The 17,955-nt window shown below is 60.3% G+C and carries 20 protein-coding genes; 15 read left to right on the forward strand and 5 right to left on the reverse strand.

Annotated elements, in window-relative coordinates; translation table 11 throughout:
- The first annotated feature begins 37 nt into the window (after positions 1-37).
- Both FHT73_RS10930 and FHT73_RS10935 read left to right on the forward strand, forming a co-directional pair.
- Entirely contained in the window at positions 38-475 is a 438-nt protein-coding gene (locus tag FHT73_RS10930) for an Lrp/AsnC family transcriptional regulator (RefSeq protein WP_015343394.1), read from the forward strand.
- A 186-nt stretch (positions 476-661) separates the two neighbouring features.
- Positions 662-1,009, forward strand: coding sequence for a hypothetical protein (locus FHT73_RS10935; protein WP_183711546.1), 348 nt, complete (start codon positions 662-664; stop codon positions 1,007-1,009).
- A gap of 87 nt (positions 1,010-1,096) precedes the next feature.
- On the opposite strand, the gene hutC is transcribed toward FHT73_RS10935, so the two are convergent.
- The gene (hutC, locus tag FHT73_RS10940; protein WP_183711548.1) at positions 1,097-1,852 is read right to left on the reverse strand and encodes a histidine utilization repressor; all 756 of its coding nucleotides are present in this window, start codon (positions 1,850-1,852) and stop codon (positions 1,097-1,099) included.
- A gap of 193 nt (positions 1,853-2,045) precedes the next feature.
- Here hutC and FHT73_RS10945 point away from each other — a divergent pair, with 193 nt between their 5' ends.
- The 6 genes from FHT73_RS10945 (at position 2,046) to solA (ending at position 7,877) form a co-directional block, all read left to right on the forward strand.
- A complete protein-coding gene (locus FHT73_RS10945) occupies positions 2,046-2,885 on the forward strand; it encodes a transporter substrate-binding domain-containing protein (RefSeq protein WP_183711550.1) in 840 nt (279 codons plus the stop codon).
- 100 nt (positions 2,886-2,985) lie between these two features.
- Positions 2,986-3,711, forward strand: coding sequence for an ABC transporter permease subunit (locus FHT73_RS10950; RefSeq protein WP_041678241.1), 726 nt, complete (start codon positions 2,986-2,988; stop codon positions 3,709-3,711).
- 10 nt (positions 3,712-3,721) lie between these two features.
- Complete coding sequence (locus FHT73_RS10955) at positions 3,722-4,426, forward strand: ABC transporter permease subunit (protein WP_015343390.1); 705 nt, start codon at positions 3,722-3,724, stop codon at positions 4,424-4,426.
- Between the two features lie 22 nt (positions 4,427-4,448).
- Complete coding sequence (locus tag FHT73_RS10960; RefSeq protein ID WP_015343389.1) at positions 4,449-5,225, forward strand: ATP-binding cassette domain-containing protein; 777 nt, start codon at positions 4,449-4,451, stop codon at positions 5,223-5,225.
- Positions 5,222-6,727 carry a histidine ammonia-lyase gene (gene hutH / locus FHT73_RS10965; protein WP_183711552.1) on the forward strand — a complete coding sequence of 502 codons (1,506 nt, stop codon included), beginning with the start codon at positions 5,222-5,224 and terminating at the stop codon, positions 6,725-6,727. The genes FHT73_RS10960 and hutH overlap by 4 nt, the downstream gene beginning before the upstream one ends.
- Position 6,728: 1 nt before the next feature.
- The gene (solA, locus tag FHT73_RS10970; RefSeq protein ID WP_183711554.1) at positions 6,729-7,877 is read left to right on the forward strand and encodes an N-methyl-L-tryptophan oxidase; all 1,149 of its coding nucleotides are present in this window, start codon (positions 6,729-6,731) and stop codon (positions 7,875-7,877) included.
- 20 nt (positions 7,878-7,897) lie between these two features.
- On the opposite strand, the gene FHT73_RS10975 is transcribed toward solA, so the two are convergent.
- The 3 genes from FHT73_RS10975 to FHT73_RS10985 all read right to left on the reverse strand — a co-directional run bounded on the left by FHT73_RS10975 (position 7,898) and on the right by FHT73_RS10985 (position 11,189).
- Positions 7,898-8,392: a cytochrome b/b6 domain-containing protein gene (locus tag FHT73_RS10975; protein ID WP_112608810.1), complete on the reverse strand. Its 495-nt coding sequence runs from the start codon at positions 8,390-8,392 to the stop codon at positions 7,898-7,900.
- A gap of 216 nt (positions 8,393-8,608) precedes the next feature.
- Entirely contained in the window at positions 8,609-9,367 is a 759-nt protein-coding gene (locus FHT73_RS10980) for an alpha/beta hydrolase (protein WP_183711556.1), read from the reverse strand.
- A gap of 49 nt (positions 9,368-9,416) precedes the next feature.
- The gene (locus tag FHT73_RS10985; protein WP_183711558.1) at positions 9,417-11,189 is read right to left on the reverse strand and encodes a cytochrome c biogenesis protein DipZ; all 1,773 of its coding nucleotides are present in this window, start codon (positions 11,187-11,189) and stop codon (positions 9,417-9,419) included.
- 359 nt (positions 11,190-11,548) lie between these two features.
- Between FHT73_RS10985 and FHT73_RS10990 the strand changes: the two genes are divergently transcribed.
- From FHT73_RS10990 to FHT73_RS11000, 3 genes are all read left to right on the forward strand, one after another.
- Entirely contained in the window at positions 11,549-12,601 is a 1,053-nt protein-coding gene (locus FHT73_RS10990; protein ID WP_112608816.1) for an alpha/beta hydrolase, read from the forward strand.
- Positions 12,602-12,714: 113 nt separating this feature from the next.
- Entirely contained in the window at positions 12,715-13,455 is a 741-nt protein-coding gene (locus FHT73_RS10995; protein WP_183711560.1) for a response regulator, read from the forward strand.
- A complete protein-coding gene (locus tag FHT73_RS11000; RefSeq protein ID WP_183711562.1) occupies positions 13,452-14,774 on the forward strand; it encodes a HAMP domain-containing sensor histidine kinase in 1,323 nt (440 codons plus the stop codon). The genes FHT73_RS10995 and FHT73_RS11000 overlap by 4 nt, the downstream gene beginning before the upstream one ends.
- A gap of 51 nt (positions 14,775-14,825) precedes the next feature.
- Here FHT73_RS11000 and FHT73_RS11005 read toward each other — a convergent pair whose 3' ends face one another.
- Positions 14,826-15,014: a hypothetical protein gene (locus FHT73_RS11005; protein WP_183711564.1), complete on the reverse strand. Its 189-nt coding sequence runs from the start codon at positions 15,012-15,014 to the stop codon at positions 14,826-14,828.
- A gap of 217 nt (positions 15,015-15,231) precedes the next feature.
- Here FHT73_RS11005 and FHT73_RS11010 point away from each other — a divergent pair, with 217 nt between their 5' ends.
- The 4 genes from FHT73_RS11010 (at position 15,232) to minE (ending at position 17,795) form a co-directional block, all read left to right on the forward strand.
- Complete coding sequence (locus tag FHT73_RS11010; protein ID WP_183711566.1) at positions 15,232-15,648, forward strand: organic hydroperoxide resistance protein; 417 nt, start codon at positions 15,232-15,234, stop codon at positions 15,646-15,648.
- A gap of 313 nt (positions 15,649-15,961) precedes the next feature.
- A complete protein-coding gene (minC, locus tag FHT73_RS11015) occupies positions 15,962-16,693 on the forward strand; it encodes a septum site-determining protein MinC (protein WP_183711568.1) in 732 nt (243 codons plus the stop codon).
- A gap of 29 nt (positions 16,694-16,722) precedes the next feature.
- The gene (minD, locus tag FHT73_RS11020) at positions 16,723-17,538 is read left to right on the forward strand and encodes a septum site-determining protein MinD (protein ID WP_095437032.1); all 816 of its coding nucleotides are present in this window, start codon (positions 16,723-16,725) and stop codon (positions 17,536-17,538) included.
- Positions 17,535-17,795: a cell division topological specificity factor MinE gene (gene minE, locus FHT73_RS11025; RefSeq protein WP_015343376.1), complete on the forward strand. Its 261-nt coding sequence runs from the start codon at positions 17,535-17,537 to the stop codon at positions 17,793-17,795. Before minD ends, minE begins: the two co-directional genes overlap by 4 nt.
- Positions 17,796-17,955 lie beyond the last annotated feature (160 nt).

The raw sequence follows: 17,955 nt of genomic DNA on the forward strand, positions 1-17,955 counted from the left end.
AGGATTTTTGACAGATTATACAAGATCAGGATCTGCGATGACGCTTGCCAAGTATATTCCCGATGATCTCGACCGGCGTATCATCGCTCATCTGCGCGCCGACGGGCGGGCTTCGCTCTCCAAACTGTCTGATGTTCTGGGCGTCGCGCGTGGCACGGTGCAGAACAGGCTGGACCGGCTAATTGAGACCGGCACGCTGCTCGGCTTCACCGTAAGGGTCCGGGAAGACTATGAGGAGCAGACCGTGCATGCCGTCATGATGATCGAAGTCGTGGGGAAATCGACGACGCAGGTCATCCGCAAGCTGCGCGGCCTGCCGGAAATCTATTCGCTGCATACGACGAACGGCAATTGGGATCTCGTCGCCAATATCCGCGCGACAAGCCTGTCGGATTTCGATCGGGTCTTGCGCGAAGTGCGGATGATCGACGGCGTCGCAAACAGCGAGACCAGCCTGTTGCTGAGCAGTCTCTGAAGGGCATCGCTGGCGGTTGTCGTAAACCGCGTCGTCGATACATCCCATACGGCGGAGTCTGCCAATCGCGATGCCGGCCATTGCGGATGCAATTCCTGATTATGGGGCTCTTCCGGCGCCGAACGGAGGCGCAGGCGGGGGAATCTCGTCCCTTGAAAACTCGCGCCTTATTGTTATGATTTTCGTATGGAACTTACTCTGCTCGCCCACGCCCTTGCCTGGATCGTGCTCGGCCTAATCGTCGTGACGACAGTCGTTCCGGTCGGGACGAAGTATCCGCTGATGGCAATGGCGAGCATCGACAGTGTCCTTCCATTCGGCCTTCTGGGATTTCTGTTTGTCATGGCATACCCGGGAGACCGGCGTATCATCGCTCTTGTGTGCATATTGGTCGCAGCCGCGAGCGAGGCGCTAGCGCTGATCCTGCCGCAAAAGTGCCTACGGATCGAGCGCGCGATCTTGAAAGTGCTTGCCACCGTAGCGGGCCTGCTTTCGGGCGCCCTATTTATGGAATGCATCCTGCAGCTATCGTAATTTGCCGGACTCTGACGGGCCTAGCGAACCTCGCACATCCTCCGGCACTATTTCAGAGCGCATGGATGTCATATGTTCCATATACAACTAACGCTCGGATGGTTTGCCGCTTTGGCTCTCCAGCCGATAGCGATGTCCCGGATAAACTAGCCGCGCCGTGGACACGATGCCGCGCGCCGACCATGTGCGCCTCCAGATCGTCAGGCAGGGTTCGGTCTTCAGGATCGTCAGCAGCTTGCATTCCCAGGCTTGCGGCATGACGGCTTCGACGACATGTTCCGAGCCGCTGAGCGGGGCAACGGCCGAAAGGTAGGCATTCGGTGTCATCTCGGTAAAATCCTGCTGCAGGTAATCGGGCGCGGCGTCCGGATGGACATGCCGGTCCTCGATCTGTACCGGCACGCCGTTCTCGCTATGCACGATCAGCGAATGAAAAGCCGGCGATCCGATGTCGAGTTCCAGCGCATCGGCTACGTCGGGCGAGGCGGCCTCCTGGGCCAGTACGATTACGCTTGCTTGATGGGAATGACCGCGTTCGGCGATCTCCTCGGCGATGTTGCGGACCTCGAAGAGGGCGGAGGCTCCCTTGCGCTCGGCGACGAAGGAGCCCACGCCCTGGATGCGAACAAGCTCGCCTTCATTGGCCAGTTCTCGCAGCGCACGATTGGCCGTCATCTTGCTGACGCCAAGCTCGACCACTAATTCATTTTCGGAGGGAACGCGATATTTCGGCGGCCACTCACCGCTATGAATGCGGTCGAGTATCATCTGCTTGACGCCGGCATAGAGAGGTGCGGTATCATTTTCCGCCAGTTCGCGTTTCATCTCGCCGGAACGCTTCATTGCCTATTCCCTTTGCACCGCGTGAATCTGCCTCGAAAACAACTTTCCTACTTGCATATCATAAATTATCTCATATGGTACCCTATACAACCTCGCAATCAATCCTAAAAATTAATTGGGAAAGCGGGCAAGCCGGCGAAGATCGGTAGGAAGTGCTGCAAGGCCTGTTTCAACCTCAGAGGAGCTCAATACAATGAAATTCAGTGCAATTCTCTTGTCAGGCGTCGTAGCTGCCGCCGCTTTCGCCGCGCCTGCATTCGCCAAGGACTGGAAGACGGCAACGATCACCCTGGAAGGTGCCTACGCGCCGTGGAACATGACGAACGCCGACGGCACGCTCGGCGGGTTCGAGCCGGAGCTTGCCAAGGTTCTGTGCGAACGAGCCAAGATCGATTGCAAGCTCGTTGCTTCCGACTGGGACGGCATGATCCCGGCGCTGAACGCCGGCAAGTTCGACGTCATCATGGATGCTCTGTCGATCACCGACGAGCGCAAGCAGGTCATCGGCTTCACCATTCCTTACGCCGCGACACCCGCTGCTTTTGCGACCGCCAAGGACAGCCCGCTTGCCAACGCCGCCGGCACCGGCACCACGATCAAGATGACCCCCGGCCAGACCGGCGTCAAAGAAATCGACGTGTTGAAGGAAGCCTTCAAGGGCAAGACGATCGGCATCCAGGCTGCAACCGTCTATGCCAAGTTCGTCTATGACAATTTCGGCTCGATCGCCACGATCCGCGAATACAAGACCGGCGCCGACCGCGATCTCGATCTGCAGAACGGCCGTATCGATCTCGGCTTCGATGACGCCGTCTACTTCGCGAACGCCTTTGCCAGCGCCAATGATTCGCTCGCCTTCACCGGCCCGGAAATCGCCGGCTCCATCTGGGGTGAGGGCGAAGGCCTCGGCATCCGCCAAGCCGATACTGATCTGCGCGACAAGTTCAATGAGGCAATCAAGTCCGCGCTTGCCGACGGTACCATCAAGACCCTGTCGATGAAGTGGTTCAAGGTCGACGTCAGCCCGAATTGATGAGCGCGGCCTTGGGTCGTTTTCATCGGTCTCCGGCTTTGCGGCCGGAGACCATATGATATCCTGACGCCTGAAACTGCCACGGACGGGGATTGGATCTATGGCAAGCTTGCAATTGCTGGGCTTCGGCTCGAACGGATGGGGCGCGCTGCTGCTTGTTGCCGCCTTGATGACGCTTGCCGTCACGGCAACCGCCTTGGCCATCGGCGCCGTTCTGGGCGCGGTTATAGCCTTCGCGAAACTCTCCGGAAGCCTGGTGCTGAAGACGCTCGGCAATATCTACACGACAGTCTTTCGCGGCGTTCCTGAGCTTCTGATCATCTATCTGATCTATTTCGGCGGCTCGTCGGCGGTAACGTCGATCGGCAAATGGCTGGGCTATGAAGGCTTTCTCGGTCTGCCGTCCTTTGCCGCGGGTGCTCTTGCCGTCGGCATCATTTCCGGCGCCTATCAGGCCGAGGTGTTCCGCGGCGCCTATCTTGCCATTTCCAAGGGCGAGCTTGAGGCCGCGTCTGCCATAGGCATGCATCGCGGCCTGCGCCTGCGCCGCATCATCATTCCGCAAGTCTTCCGCTTTGCCATTCCCGGGCTCGGCAATGTCTGGCAGCTCAGCCTCAAGGATTCCGCTTTGATTTCGGTGACCGGCCTTGCGGAGCTGATGCGCACCAGTCAGGTTGCAGCCGGCTCTACCCGTCAATATTTCCTCTTCTTCATCGCCGGCGGCATTCTCTATCTGGTCCTGACCAGTCTGTCGGACCGCATCTTCAACAAGGCCGAACGTCACGCCAATCGCAGCATGCCGGCTGCGACGATTGGCCAGGCTTGAGGAGGACGGCATGGATTTCGTTTTTCTTTCGAGCACGATGGTCACGCTGCTGAAGGCGGTGCCGATGACGCTGCTGCTCTTCTCCCTGTCGATCCTCTGTGGCGGCCTTCTCGCTCTCGTCATCGTTGCCATGCGCGTCAGCGGCAATCCGATCCTCTCCGGGTTCGCCAAGGGCTACATTTTCGTGTTTCGCGGCTCGCCGCTGTTGATCCAGATGTTCCTGGTCTTCTATGGCTTGGCGCAATTCTCCATCATCCGCTATTCGTTCCTCTGGCCGTTCCTGCGCGAGCCCGTCGTTTGCGCGATCCTGTCGCTGGCGCTTTGCACTGCCGGCTATTCGGCCGAGATCTTTCGCGGCGGCATCCGCGCCGTTTCGCCGAAGGAGATCGAAGCCGCGCGTTCGATCGGCATGTCCGGCTTCCTGCTCGTGCGCCGCATCATCGCACCGATCGCCTTTAGGCATGCGCTGCCGGCCTATTCGACCGAGATCGTGCTGATGATGAAGTCGACGGCGCTTGCGAGCCTCGTCACGGTATGGGAGGTCACGGGCGTTGCCCAGCGGCTGATTTCGCAGACCTATCGCACGATGGAAGTCTTCATCTGTGCCGCGATCATCTATCTCGTGCTGAATTTCATCATTCTGCAGGCCATGGCCCTGCTGGAATATTCTCTGTCCCGCCATCGCCGCGCGATACCGCCGGCGCTGAAGGCCTAAAGCTTACTGGAGCAGGCAAATCATGCCAGGTGTCACCCGACTTTCCGTCCGCAACATCCGCAAGAGCTTCGGTACTCATGAAGTCTTGCGCGGCATTTCCCTCGATGCTCAGGATGGCGATGTGATTTCGCTGCTCGGCGCTTCCGGCTCGGGCAAATCGACTTTCCTTCGCTGTATCAACCTCCTCGAAATCGCCACGGATGGCGAGATCTGGGTGGATGGCGAGCAGATTCGCATGATCCATAAGAATGGCAAGAGCTACCCAGCGAGCCATAAGCAGGTGGATCATATTCGCTCCGAACTCGGCATGGTCTTCCAGAGCTTCAATCTCTGGTCCCACATGACGATCCTGCAGAATGTCATCGAAGGGCCAGTGCATGTTCTAAAGCGCTCACGCTCGGAATGCATTGCCGAGGCCGAAGCGCTTCTGGAGAAGGTCGGCATTGCTGACAAGCGTCATGCCTATCCCGCGCATCTCTCCGGCGGCCAGCAGCAGCGCGCGGCAATTGCCCGTGCGTTGGCCATGAAGCCGAAGGTTATGCTGTTCGACGAGCCGACCTCGGCGCTTGATCCGGAACTCGTCGGCGAAGTGCTGCGCGTCATGCGCGCCCTTGCCGAGGAAGGCATGACCATGCTGGTCGTCACCCACGAGATGAGCTTCGCCCGCAATGTCTCCAACCGCGTCGTCTTCATGAAGGAAGGGCTTGTCGAAAGCACCGGCACGCCGGATGAGATGTTCGGCGGCGGCGCCTCGCCGGCCTTTCGCCAGTTCATCGGTCATTTCGGAAACGGACAATGACCGTTACGATCGATAGGCCGCTATCCTGGCGCGACGTCGCCTGTGTCGGTGCCGGTGAACCCTTGTCTCTCTCCGATGCTGCCTGGGAGCGCGTTGTTCAGGCAAGCCGCATCGTAGAGCGTATCGTGGAAACGGGCGTTCGCGCCTATGGCGTCAATACCGGCGTCGGTGCGCTTTCCGATACGGTGGTCGATCGCGATTCACAGAGCCGGCTGTCGCGCAATATCATCCTCAGCCACGCCTGCGGTGTCGGTCCGCTCTTGCCGGCGCGCGAGGTACGTTCGATCATATCAGCGCAGATCGCCAATTTCGCCCATGGCCATTCCGGCGTGCGACCAGAGATCGTCAGGTATCTGGCCGCGTTTCTCGAACATGACTGCATTCCGGAAGTCCCGTCCAAAGGTTCAGCCGGCTATCTCACGCACAATGCCCATACCGCGCTCGTCCTGATCGGCGAGGGCAGGGCTGTCGTGAAAGGCAAGTCGATGAGCGGTGCCGAGGCGCTCGCGGCAATCGGCTTGAGTCCCTTGGTGCTTGGCGCCAAAGAGGGCTTGAGCCTCGTCAATGGCACGGCCTGCGCCACGGGATTGTCGGCGCTTGCCGTTTCCCGTGCCGAGCACCTGCTCGATTGGGCCGATGCCATCGCCGCGCTGACCTTGGAAGCCGTTGGCTGCCAGATGGCGGCTTTTGATGAGAAGGTACTGGCGCTGCGCCCATCGGCTGGCATCGCCAAGGTCGGGCGCAGCTTGCGCAACCGCCTGCATGGCAGCGGTCTCGTTGCGGCTGCCCTCGGCCGGCGGACGCAGGATGCGCTGAGCTTGAGGTCGGTCCCCCACGCCCATGGCGCGGCCTGGGATGTCTTCGAGCAGACGGCTGATATCGTCGATCAGGAACTCGCCTCGGTCACGGATAATCCGGCTGTTTCAGGTACGCCGGAGCAGCCGGTTATCTCTTCCGAGGCGCATGCTGTGGCGCCCGCTCTTGGGCAGGCAGCCGATAGTCTGGCAATCGCGGTTGCACAGATCGCCGCGATGAGCGAACGCCGGACGGATCGCCTCGTCAATCCGCTGGTCAGCGGCCTGCCACCGTTTCTTGCGAGCGACGCCGGCAGCCATTCCGGTTTCATGATCGCGCAATACACGGCAGCGGCGCTGAGCAACGACAACCGGCGGCTCGCCGCACCGGCATCGCTCGACGGCGGCCTGACCTCCGGTCTCCAGGAAGACTTCCTGGCCCATCCGACCGCGGCGGCCAACAAGCTGCTCGCCATCCTCGACAATGCCGAATATATCCTGGCCATCGAGCTGATGGCGGCGGCGCAGGCACATGATTTCCTCGTTTCGAAGGGTGCCAGAGCGCCAGGAACGGAGCGCATCCACGCAGCTGTCCGTTCATGCGTGCCCGTTTATGGCGACGATCGTCCCTTGAATGCGGATATGGAAGCCTTGCGTGCCATGATCGCCAAGACCGCGCCGCCTGCGGAAAACCAAACTGGAGCATGAAATGACTGCCCAATTCGACCTTGCCATCGTCGGCCTCGGCGCGATGGGAAGTGCAGCCTTGTCTTTCGCCGCGGCGCGCGGTGCAAAGGCGATCGGGATCGAGGCGCATTTCCCCGCCCATTCCCTCAGCTCCTCGCATGGCGACAGCCGCCTGATCCGTCTCGGCTACTTCGAAGATCCGTCCTATGTTCCCTTGCTGAAGCGTGCCTATCAAAACTGGCGCTCGCTGGAGGCAAGGCTGCGGGCCGAAATCCTGACGGTGACAGGTGTCCTGCAGATCGGCACGCCCGACAGCAAGATCGTCAGCGGCACGCGCGCTTCCTGCGACATGCACGACCTGCCGCATGAGATACTCGATCGCGACGCCATGAAACGCCGCTTTCCGGCTTTCGCGCTGGACGACGGGGAGGTCGGCCTGCTCGATCCTCAGGGCGGCTATGTCAGGCCTGAAGCGGCGATCATGGGCTATTTGAAGCTTGCGGCCGAAGACGGTGCCGTCCTGCATTTCGGCGAGCGCGTCATCGCGATCGAGCCAGACGATACGGGCGTGACCGTCGTTTCCTCAACTGGGCGATATCGCGCCCGCAAGGTGATCGTCGCAACCGGCGCGTGGATTGCCGAGCTTGTGCCGCAGCTGAAGGCGCATGCGCAGCCGATCCGGCAGGTGGTTGCCTGGTATCAGCCGAGGGATGGCTTCGTTGCCGAACCGCAACGCATGCCATGCTTCCTGCGCGATGAAGGAGCGGAAGGTTCCTATTTCGGCTTCCCGGCCATCGGCGTGGATGGTGTGAAGATCGGCCGCCATGCGCATTTCCGTGAGCCGATTGACCCGACCCTTCCTAATCCGCCGGTGAATGATACCGACACCGATCTGCTCGACAATTTTGCTCGCAAGCGGCTACCGAATGCAGCCTCATTTCGCGGGCGCGCGACCACCTGCCGCTATACCATGCTGCCGAGCGAGGATTTTCTCATCGATAGGGTGCCCGGACAGCCGAATGTGGTTGTCTCGTCGGCCTGTTCCGGCCATGGCTTCAAGTTTACGAGCGTGATCGGCGAGATCCTGGCGGATCTCGCGCTTGAAGGGGGCAGTGCGTTGCCGACTGACCTCTTCTCTTTCAAAAGGCACTTTGGCGGCAAAGCGGCATAGATCGCCGCGGGTTCGGCATTCTAGCCGACCGTCATGCGGCGCAGAACGTTCGATCTGAAATAGAAGTGCTGAACGAGCGCGCCGAATATGTGAAGGACGACGACTGTCCACAGGACCGCCTTGATCGGGCCGCCATGCAGGAAAGCGGCCGTGTCGACGCCGAGATAATAGGCCGCCATTCCCGAGAGCGGCATCGCGAAAATCAATGCGTAAAGCAGGACATGCGTCACGCTGGCGACGTAATGCACAATCACGGGCTGGCCGTCCGGCATTGCGGGAGCTTCCGATGAAAATTTGAGTACGAGACGCACGATGGCGAGCAGCAGTATGGCAATGCCGGCATAGGCGTGAATATTGGCGCTGGAGATGTCGGCTGGCGTCGGCACCTGGCCATGACGAATAAGACGCCGCCATGCATTCATCCCATCCGGAAACAAGAGATTGAAGAAGATCAGCAGCGCCATGAGCCAATGAAGGACGCGTTGCGGAACGGAATAGGCGGATCTTGCAGACATCGTGCCTCCTTAGATTGGAATTATTCTAAAGGTAGGACATGATTCTAACGGGAACCTGAACGTGCCTCCCGCAATGAAATTTCATTACCTGTCCACATCAAGCCGGGGTTCGATCTCTTTTATTGCCTCTAGGCCCGGGCATCGAAGCCAGCCGCTGCGATCCCGCATAGGGATAGGCGGCGGCCCCTCGTTCATGAAGCCGCCGCTCGGATTGCCTTACTTGCCGGCGTCCTTGGCCGCCTTCTCGATCACGGCGGCCACCTTTTCCGGCTGCGAGGCGAAGACGGCATGGCTTGCCTTGATTTCGGTCACGTCGCTGCCGGCGCGCTTTGCCATGTCGCGCTCGAGCTCGGGATTGATGGAACGGTCATTGGTTGCGACGATGGCCCAGCTCTTCTTCGCCTTCCAGGCAGGATCGCCAACTTTGGCGGTGAAGGCGGCCTTTGATGCAAAGACCTGCGATTTCGCCAGGAAGCTGGCTTCATCCTTCGGCAGGTCGGCTGCAAAGTCGGCGGCGAATGTCGCGGGGTCGAGATAAAGATATTGGCCGTCTTTGGTTTCGCGGATGTTCATGCTGCCTGCAGGCTTCGAGCTCGCAAGGCTGATCAGGCTTTCGCCCTTGTCCGGCTGAAGTGCGGCGACATAGACAAGGCCCGCGACATCCGGGCGATTGCCCGCTTCGGTGATGACCATGCCGCCATAGCTGTGACCGACGAGCAGGCTCGGGCCGTTCTGAAGGTCGAGCACGCGATTGGTGGCGGCGACATCGTCGGCAAGCGAGGTGATCGGTTCCTGCACGACCGTGACGTTAAAGCCGTCCTTTTCAAGGATGTCGGCGGTCTTGCGCCATCCTGAACCGTCAGCCAGAGCGCCGTGGACGATGACGATATTCTTGATCTCGGCTGCCTGCACCGCGAAGACAAAAGTACTTGCGGCAAGCCCGAGGGCGGCGATGGAAAGAAAACGGATCTTCATGATGTAACTCCTGTGTGTTGAGGTTCATGCTTGGGGTAAGGGGGAAGTTTCAGCCGAAGGTGAAGGCGTAGGCCTGCACCCCGGGATCGAGGAAACGGATCTCGAAGTTGTGTGCGGTGACGTCACCGGACTGGCGGACGAGTTGGTAGAGCTTGGTGGCAGTCACGGTGCCGTTGCCGTCGGCATCGATATCGGAGCCGTGGTCGGCGCCGGGCGCCTTCCCATCCACAGTCACCTGGAAACGGATCGGTTTTCCGTCCGCCGAGGGACCAAGGACGAGATGCAGGTCGCGGGCGCTGAAGCGATAGCTGATGCCGCCGCCTGCCTTGTTGAGCGTCGCCTGCTCGGACCCGACTGTCCAGATGCCGGCCAGTCCCCATTGGTTGAGGCCGGGATTGGCAACGGAATAGTCGGCGGCGGTGTCGGCCTTAAGGCCTTCAGGGGAGACGAAACCTGTTGCCTGGTTGTAGCCGACATAGGTTTCGCCGGAGCGGATATGGCCAAGGTCGGGGCTTGCTTCCGCGCCCTTCGCATCCGGAACGACCGGGCCGTTTTGGGCCATATTGCTGCCTGCTTCGCGAAGAAGGTCCTGGATTGCCTGTTCCGTTTGGCGATAATTGCCTTCGCCGAAGTGCTGGTAGCGGACCTGCCCCTTGGCATCGATCAGGTAATGGGCCGGCCAGTAATTGTTCTCGAAGGCGCGCCAGATGCGATAGTCGTTGTCGATTGCGACCGGATAGCCGATCTTAAAGTCGGCGATCGCCTTCTTGACGTTGTCTACGTTCTTTTCGAAGGCGAATTCCGGAGCGTGGACGCCGATCACGACGAGACCCTGATCCTTATACTTTTCCGCCCAGGCACGAACATAGGGGATAGTGCGGATGCAGTTGATGCAGGAATAGGTCCAGAAGTCGACGAGGACGACCTTGCCGCGAAGTCCGGCCGTCGTCAGCGGCTCAGAGTTCAGCCATGTGACGGCGCCGTCGAGCGAGGGGGCGGGGCCTTCGATCGGAAGATCGCTGTGGAATGGACGTGCCGCGTCTGTGGCAACCTTCATGGCACTGTTGCTGGCAACCTCGGTCTCCGGGGCTGAGGTCTTGGGGTGCAGCTTCTCGAGCAAAGCCTGTTCGAAGGAGCCGGTGCTTGCATAGGAGAGGCGGGCGAGCAGGCCGGTATCGAGGCCGAGCGCGATGGCGGCAACGCCGGCCAGAACAGCCGCGCCTGCGACCTGGCGAATGCGTTCGCTGACGCCGAGGGACTGCTTCATGCGGGCAAAGATCTTGCCGCCGGCAAAGAGAGCAATGGCAAGCGAGGTCGCGGCACCGGCGCCATAGGCAAGCAGCAGGAAGGTCGTCTGCAGATTGGCGCCCTTCAAGGCCGCGCCTGTCAGGACCAGCCCGAGGATCGGGCCGGCGCAAGGTGCCCAGAGCAGTCCAGTCGCAATGCCGAGTACGAAGGAGCTTCGGACGCTCGACGTAGCGCGTTGAGCGTCAGCGGCGTTCAGCAGGTTGTTGCCGAGATTGACGGCTGGCCGCGAAAGCGCTGTCGCTATGCGGGGTGAAATCAGGCTCAGGCCGAAGAGGCCGAGCAGCACGATTGCCGCGAGGCGACCATATTCATTGGCACGGATCGCCCAGGCGCCGCCGACCGCGGCAAGGGTCGCGACAACTGCAAAGGTGAGCGCCATGCCAGCCAGCATGGGCAGCGTGCTTCGGACGAAGGGCTGTCCGGCGCGGGCAAAGACGAAGGGGAGGATGGGCAGGATGCACGGACTGAGGATCGTCAGCGCACCGCCGAGATAGGCAATGATGAGAAGCGTCATCGTCTTGTTCCTTTAGAAACGGTTGGCTAGCTGCGAATGGCGACGTGCCGTGCTCAGCAGTGACGCTATCTGTCGGTGGCGACGTATCTCGAATGTGTCTGGTTGACTGCGAGAATGTACCGAAACGTCGATGTCTCCGGCTTCGATACATTGCGATACAAACTGATCGGTGCGGCCGCGATTTTGCCGATCTCTCAGGCACCGGCAGCGCTTCGTCTGTCAAAGAACGTGGATTGTATCAGACTGTATCTGTGCGGCCTGAAGCTACACAGATATTCAAAAGGCCGCTGCCTGCGACACATCGGAGATACATGTGGCTGGCTTTCTAGGGTTCACGATCCAATCCACAGGAGAGACAGATGTCCGAGGAAATCAACCACACCCGCCGCCGCTTTTTTGGCATGGCCGCCATCGCTGTTGCCGCCGCTGAATTCGGTCTGCCTGCAATCGCCGGTGCGCAGGAAACAAAGGCTTCCACATTGACCCTGCCCGTCGTTAAGGCCGGCACCCACACGTCTTTCGACGCGCTGAAGCAGATCAAAGCCGGTGTGCTCAATGTCGGTTACGCCGAAGCCGGTCCGGCCAACGGCCCCGTCGTGCTGCTGCTGCACGGCTGGCCCTATGACATTTACAGCTTCGTCGATGTCGCGCCGCTTTTGGCAGATGCCGGCTATCGCGTCATCATTCCCTATCTTCGCGGCTACGGAACCACTCGTTTCCTTTCGAAGGACACGCCGCGCAACGGTCAGCAGGCAGCACTTGCCGTCGATATGATTGCGCTTCTTGATGCGCTGAAGATCGAAAAGGTCGTCGTTGCCGGTTACGACTGGGGTGGCCGCACCGCCGATATCATGGCGGCTCTCTGGCCGGAACGCTGCAAGGCGCTGGTTTCGGTCAGCGGCTATCTCATCGGCAGCCAGGAAGTCAACCGCAAGCCGCTGCCGCCAAAGGCAGAGCTTGCCTGGTGGTACCAGTTCTATTTCGCCACCGAGCGCGGCCGCCTCGGCTACCAGGAAAACCGCCATGATTTCGCAAAGCTGATCTGGCAAACCGCCTCGCCGCAATGGGCCTTTGATGACACTACTTTCGATCGGTCGGCTGCCGCTTTCGACAATCCGGACCATGTCGATATCGTCATTCACAATTATCGCTGGCGGCTTGGTCTCGTCGAAGGCGAGGCGAAGTTCGATGCTTATGAAAAGAAGCTCGCCGTTGGCCCGGTGATTTCGATCCCGACCATCACCATGGAAGGTGACGCCAACGGCGCGCCGCATCCGGAACCCGCGGCCTATCGCGGCAAGTTCTCGGGCAAGTATGAGCATCGCACGATCACCGGCGGCATCGGCCACAATCTTCCCCAGGAAGCACCGCAAGCCTTCGCCCAGGCTGTGATAGATGTTGATCGTTTCTAGTTCGGCGGTAGCGTGCAGGAGGGCGCCGGCGTAAGCTGTCGCCCTCAGCCGTTGGCGCCATAAGGGATGAATATTCGTAGCTTGATGCTTACGATGATGAGTGGGAAATCAAGATGGATCATGTCGACCATATCCTGATCGTTGATGACGATCGGGAAATCCGCGAGCTGGTGTCGAGCTACTTGAAGAAGAATGGGCTAAGAGCGACGACGGCTGCCGATGGCCGCCAGATGCGCAGTTTTCTCGAGGCCAATTCGGTCGATCTGATCGTGCTCGACGTGATGATGCCGGGCGACGACGGGCTGGTGCTGTGTCGCGAGCTTCGTGCTGGAAAGCACAAGGCGACACCTATTCTCATGCTGACGGCGCGCAGCGACGAGATGGACCGCATTCTCGGCCTCGAAATGGGCGCGGACGATTATCTGGCGAAGCCTTTCGCCGCCCGCGAGCTGCTTGCCCGCATCAAGGCGGTTCTGCGCCGCACCCGCATGCTGCCTCCCAATCTACAGATCAGCGAAGCCGGCCAGATGCTGGTCTTCGGTGATTGGCGGCTAGACACGGTCGGGCGTCATCTGCTGGACAAGGACGGCACGGAGATCACACTCAGCGGCGCGGAATACCGCCTGCTGCGCGTCTTCATCGATCACCCGCAGCGGGTGCTCAATCGTGATCAGCTTCTGAATCTGACACAAGGCCGCGATGCCGACCTCTTCGATCGTTCCATCGACCTGCTTGTCAGCCGTCTCCGCCAGCGACTGGGGGATGACGCGCGGGAGCCGATGTATATCAAGACGGTGCGCAGCGAAGGTTATGTCTTCTCCGTGCCGGTGGAAATTGCGGAGCTTCGCCCATGACTGTGATCGACCTTTCAGGTCGCCCGTCATGGTGGCCTAGCACCCTGCGTGCACGCATTTCGCTGATCCTCCTGGCGGGGCTCGCGATCGCCTACGGCCTGTCCTTCAGCGTGCTCTATATCGAGCGCTACATGTCGGCAAAAGCCGTCATGCTCGGCACGCTGGAAAACGACGTTGCGACCTCGATCGCGGTGCTCGACCGGTTGCCGGCCGATGAGAGAGCGAATTTCGTCGATTGGCTGAGCCGCGGCAATTACAATTTCGAATTAGGCAATGGCCTGCCCGGCGTGCCTGATACGTCCGCCCATGGCGCGGAGATCGCCGCCAAGATAGAGGATGCAGTCGGCCATCGGTTTCCGATCCACATGGAAGCAATACCGGGACCCATCTCGCGGCTGCAGGCACATCTCAATCTGAGCGATGGCAGCCCGCTGACGATCGATGTTACGCCAAAGGGTGTCATGCCGATCGCGGCCTGGCTGCCTTATGTCTTCGTTGTCCAGATGCTGTTGATCGTCCTTTGTACCTGGTTTGCCGTCCGACAGGCCACGCGTCCGCTCGCCGAGCTTGCTGCTGCGGCCGATGCGCTCGATCCCAACAAGAAGAGCCCGGCCTTGAGCGACCGAGGGCCGAGCGAAGTGGCACATGCCGCAAGAGCCTTCAACGCCATGCGGGATCGAATTGCGCATTATCTCGAAGAGCGCGTGCAGATCCTCGCCGCCATCTCGCACGATCTGCAGACGCCGATCACCCGCATGCGCCTGCGCGCCGATATTGCCGATGATTCGCCCGAGAAGACCAAGCTGCTGCAGGACCTCGGCGAGATCGAGCGTCTGGTGCAGGACGGGATCGCCTATGCGCGCAGCGCCCATGGCAACGGCGAGAAAAGCGCGCGCATCGACCTTGCCTCCTTCATCGAAAGCATCAGCTACGATTATCAGGACACCGGCAAATCCGTCGAGATTCTCGGCCTCATCCAGGGCACGGCGACGACGAAGCCGCATGCGCTACGACGTATCCTCACCAATTTCATCGACAACGCCCTGAAATTTGCCGGAACGGCGGAAATCGCCGTGGAGCGGCGGGACACGGGCCAGATTGCGATCACCGTCCTCGATCGCGGTCCCGGCATTCCGCAAGACCAGATAGAGGCGGCCATGCAGCCCTTCTTCCGGCTGGAGCAATCGCGCAACCGCAACACCGGCGGTACCGGCCTTGGCCTGGCGATTGCCCAGCAGCTCGCCCAGACGCTTGGCGGCTCCGTCAGGCTCTATAACCGCGAAGGCGGTGGCCTGGCGGCAGAAGTCGTTATTTCCTGAGAGCTCGCGGAAAGAACATGGGTAGCGGGTCTTTCGTCAGCTCGACGGCAGCTACATCCACCCAAACAGCCACGCTAATAGCAAGAGGACTACAGCCAGCGCCAGCCAAAGCAGGATTCGTTCTCTGGGGATTCGCTTGGCATCCTCTTTGGAAATAACTTTATATGCCTCCATCTGAATCTTCTCCGCGTCTCCGTCGAGATCGCGTGTCTCGAAATGTTGTCTGGTCTCGTTTTGCATCAGGCGTGTCCCCGATTCCCTATCCGCCCTTTTTATTCCACTTCCACTTACCAGGATCTTTGTAAGCATTTGTATCCGGTCCGTTAAGGCCTACGTTTTGTGACACTTCCGGCTTTTCCGGAAACATGCCGGATACGTCGATCCATCAAAAACAACTCCGTCAACAGACGTTGCCCAACGCCACAACATAGCGGGCAACGCAACAAAGGAGTGTTCCATGACCAAGATCGACAAGGTTCTCTACACCGCCAAGACCCACACCATCGGTGGCCGCGACGGCTCGGCCCGCAGCGATGACAATCAGCTTGACGTCAAGCTTTCGCCTCCCGGTAGCGCCCATTCCGGTACCAATCCCGAGCAGCTCTTCGCAGCCGGCTGGTCGGCCTGCTTCATTGGCGCCATGGGCCTCGCTGCCGGCAAGCGAAAGATCAAGCTGCCGGCCGATCTCGCCGTCGATGCCGAAGTGGACCTGGGCATGACCGAAGGCGCTTACTTCCTGCAGGCACGGCTCACCGTCAGCATGCCCGGCATTGAGCCGGAGCTCGCACGCACGCTGGTCGAAGAAGCCCACCAGACCTGCCCCTATTCGAAGGCCACTCGCGGCAACATCAATGTCGAGCTGAAGCTCGCCTGAGAATCGCCCACGCATCGATATTGCGCGCTGCCCCGGAAGGTGCAGCGCGCCGAATCGTTAATTTTTCCGCGTCGAATAATCAGCAAGGCAGTTTCTGCTTTGCGCCTGGAGAATCTCATGAGACCAATCATTCTTCTCCTTGCAGGAGCTGCGATTTTCGCCGCTCCATGCGTCTACGATCCCAGCTCCAACGAGCCTTCGGCACTCGCGAGCATCGCCGCTTTGTGGGGCGGATCGGGCTCCGATGGAGCCCCGTATTAACCATTTGTTAACCATATGAGCGGTACACAGGATCAACGATTTATTCACATAGATGACCAAAGTGCTAACAGACGCTCGTTCGATCCGTATCAAGGGCCGCTCCTTTCTTGCGGTCATGCTTTCGCCGGATCTTCCGCTGGACCAGTGGTTGATCAGGCTTGACGACCTCGCAGCCCGTTCGGCCGGCTTCTTTCTGGGGCGGCCGGTCGTGCTCGATATCACCGACCTGCCGATCGACAAGGCGCAGCTCAAGGAGCTGATCGCTGAGCTTTCGGCCCGCAATGTCAGCATCATGGGCATCGAGGGCGGTCGCCCGTCGATCGCCGGGTCTGGCATGCCGCCGATCCTGAAGGGCGGGCGTCCGGCTGCCGATTTCGAAGTCTCCGAGGCCGAGCCGGTCGTGGAGCGCCGCAACAGCGAGCCCAAGGCGCCGCCGCCGGAAGTCCGGCCGGTCACGCAGTCGCTGATCATCCGCGAGCCGGTGCGTTCGGGGCAGTCGGTGATCTTTCCAGAAGGCGATGTCACGGTCATCGGTTCCGTGGCGTCCGGCGCGGAAGTCATCGCGGGTGGATCGGTCCACATCTACGGCGCCCTGCGCGGCCGCGCCATGGCAGGCTCGATCGGCAACGCCTCGGCGCGAATCTTCTGCCGCAAGCTCGAGGCCGAGCTTTTGGCGATCGATGGCATTTACAAGATGGCCGAAGACATATCACCCGGCCTCAGGGGACAGGCCGTCCAGCTCTGGCTGGATGGTGAAACGATCATGGCCGAAAAACTAATCTGAGCCGAAGCCGGCCAAAACAGGAGAGCAAGATGGGCAAGGTAATCGTCGTCACATCAGGCAAGGGCGGAGTTGGAAAGACGACTTCGACGGCCGCATTGGGGGCGGCTCTGGCACAGAGAAACGAAAAGGTCGTCGTCGTCGATTTCGATGTCGGTCTGCGCAATCTCGATCTGGTCATGGGGGCGGAACGCCGCGTGGTCTATGACCTCGTCAACGTCATTCATGGCGACGCCAAGCTGCCGCAGGCGCTGATTCGCGATAAGCGGCTGGAGACGCTCTTCCTCCTGCCGGCCTCGCAGACGCGCGACAAGGACAATCTGACGCCCGAGGGTGTCGAGCGCGTCATCAACGAGCTCAAGAACTATTTCGATTGGGTCATCTGCGACAGCCCGGCCGGTATCGAGCGCGGCGCCACCCTTGCCATGCGTCATGCCGACGTCGCCGTCGTCGTCACCAATCCGGAAGTTTCCTCGGTGCGCGATTCCGACCGCATCATCGGCCTGTTGGACTCCAAGACGCTGAAGGCCGAGCGCGGCGAGCGCATGGAAAAGCATCTGCTGCTGACCCGCTTCGACGCCGGCCGCGCCGAACGCGGCGACATGCTGAAGGTCGACGACGTGCTGGAGATCCTCTCCATTCCGCTGCTCGGCATCATTCCGGAAAGCACCGACGTTCTGCGCGCCTCCAACCTCGGCTCGCCGGTCACGCTTGCCGATGCGCGCTGTGCACCGTCGCTTGCCTATTTCGACGCCGCACGCCGCCTTGCCGGCGAGCAGGTGCCGATCACCATCCCCGGCGAGAAGCGGGGTATCTTCGGCAAAATCTTCGCAAGGAGGGCCGCATGAGCATTTTCGGACTGTTCCGCAAGCAGAGATCTGCACCGATGGCGCGCGAGCGCCTGCAGATCCTTCTTGCCCACGAACGCGCCTCCGTGGGCTCGGATCTCGTATCCGTGCTGAGAGAGGAAATCCTCGCCGTCATCGCCAAGCATGTGCAGGTCGATCGCGACAAGGTACAGGTGAAGATGGATCGCGATAAGGACGTCTCCATGCTGGAGATCGACGTGGAGATCCCGCGCGATGCGACCTTGAAGGCCGCTTGACGAAGGATCGCGCCCGTCAAATGTGCGAATTCTGTCACATGGAACTCTCGTGTGGCAGAAAAGCTAAAATTTTCGCAGCCGGCTCTTGCAAAGGGTGCGATTCGCGATTATTTGCGCCTCATCACCTGTATCGATGGCCTGTCGCGCTGACATTTCTGTG

It is taken from the genome of Rhizobium sp. BK098, from assembly GCF_014193155.1.
GTDB lineage: Bacteria > Pseudomonadota > Alphaproteobacteria > Rhizobiales > Rhizobiaceae > Rhizobium.

Coding starts and splice junctions, on each gene's coding strand:
- FHT73_RS10930 (WP_015343394.1), top strand. CDS start 38: ATGACGCTTGCCAAGTATATTCCCGATGATCTCGACCGGCGTATCATC.
- FHT73_RS10935 (WP_183711546.1), top strand. CDS start 662: ATGGAACTTACTCTGCTCGCCCACGCCCTTGCCTGGATCGTGCTCGGC.
- hutC (WP_183711548.1), bottom strand. CDS start 1,852: ATGAAGCGTTCCGGCGAGATGAAACGCGAACTGGCGGAAAATGATACC.
- FHT73_RS10945 (WP_183711550.1), top strand. CDS start 2,046: ATGAAATTCAGTGCAATTCTCTTGTCAGGCGTCGTAGCTGCCGCCGCT.
- FHT73_RS10950 (WP_041678241.1), top strand. CDS start 2,986: ATGGCAAGCTTGCAATTGCTGGGCTTCGGCTCGAACGGATGGGGCGCG.
- FHT73_RS10955 (WP_015343390.1), top strand. CDS start 3,722: ATGGATTTCGTTTTTCTTTCGAGCACGATGGTCACGCTGCTGAAGGCG.
- FHT73_RS10960 (WP_015343389.1), top strand. CDS start 4,449: ATGCCAGGTGTCACCCGACTTTCCGTCCGCAACATCCGCAAGAGCTTC.
- hutH (WP_183711552.1), top strand. CDS start 5,222: ATGACCGTTACGATCGATAGGCCGCTATCCTGGCGCGACGTCGCCTGT.
- solA (WP_183711554.1), top strand. CDS start 6,729: ATGACTGCCCAATTCGACCTTGCCATCGTCGGCCTCGGCGCGATGGGA.
- FHT73_RS10975 (WP_112608810.1), bottom strand. CDS start 8,392: ATGTCTGCAAGATCCGCCTATTCCGTTCCGCAACGCGTCCTTCATTGG.
- FHT73_RS10980 (WP_183711556.1), bottom strand. CDS start 9,367: ATGAAGATCCGTTTTCTTTCCATCGCCGCCCTCGGGCTTGCCGCAAGT.
- FHT73_RS10985 (WP_183711558.1), bottom strand. CDS start 11,189: ATGACGCTTCTCATCATTGCCTATCTCGGCGGTGCGCTGACGATCCTC.
- FHT73_RS10990 (WP_112608816.1), top strand. CDS start 11,549: ATGTCCGAGGAAATCAACCACACCCGCCGCCGCTTTTTTGGCATGGCC.
- FHT73_RS10995 (WP_183711560.1), top strand. CDS start 12,715: ATGGATCATGTCGACCATATCCTGATCGTTGATGACGATCGGGAAATC.
- FHT73_RS11000 (WP_183711562.1), top strand. CDS start 13,452: ATGACTGTGATCGACCTTTCAGGTCGCCCGTCATGGTGGCCTAGCACC.
- FHT73_RS11005 (WP_183711564.1), bottom strand. CDS start 15,014: ATGCAAAACGAGACCAGACAACATTTCGAGACACGCGATCTCGACGGA.
- FHT73_RS11010 (WP_183711566.1), top strand. CDS start 15,232: ATGACCAAGATCGACAAGGTTCTCTACACCGCCAAGACCCACACCATC.
- minC (WP_183711568.1), top strand. CDS start 15,962: ATGACCAAAGTGCTAACAGACGCTCGTTCGATCCGTATCAAGGGCCGC.
- minD (WP_095437032.1), top strand. CDS start 16,723: ATGGGCAAGGTAATCGTCGTCACATCAGGCAAGGGCGGAGTTGGAAAG.
- minE (WP_015343376.1), top strand. CDS start 17,535: ATGAGCATTTTCGGACTGTTCCGCAAGCAGAGATCTGCACCGATGGCG.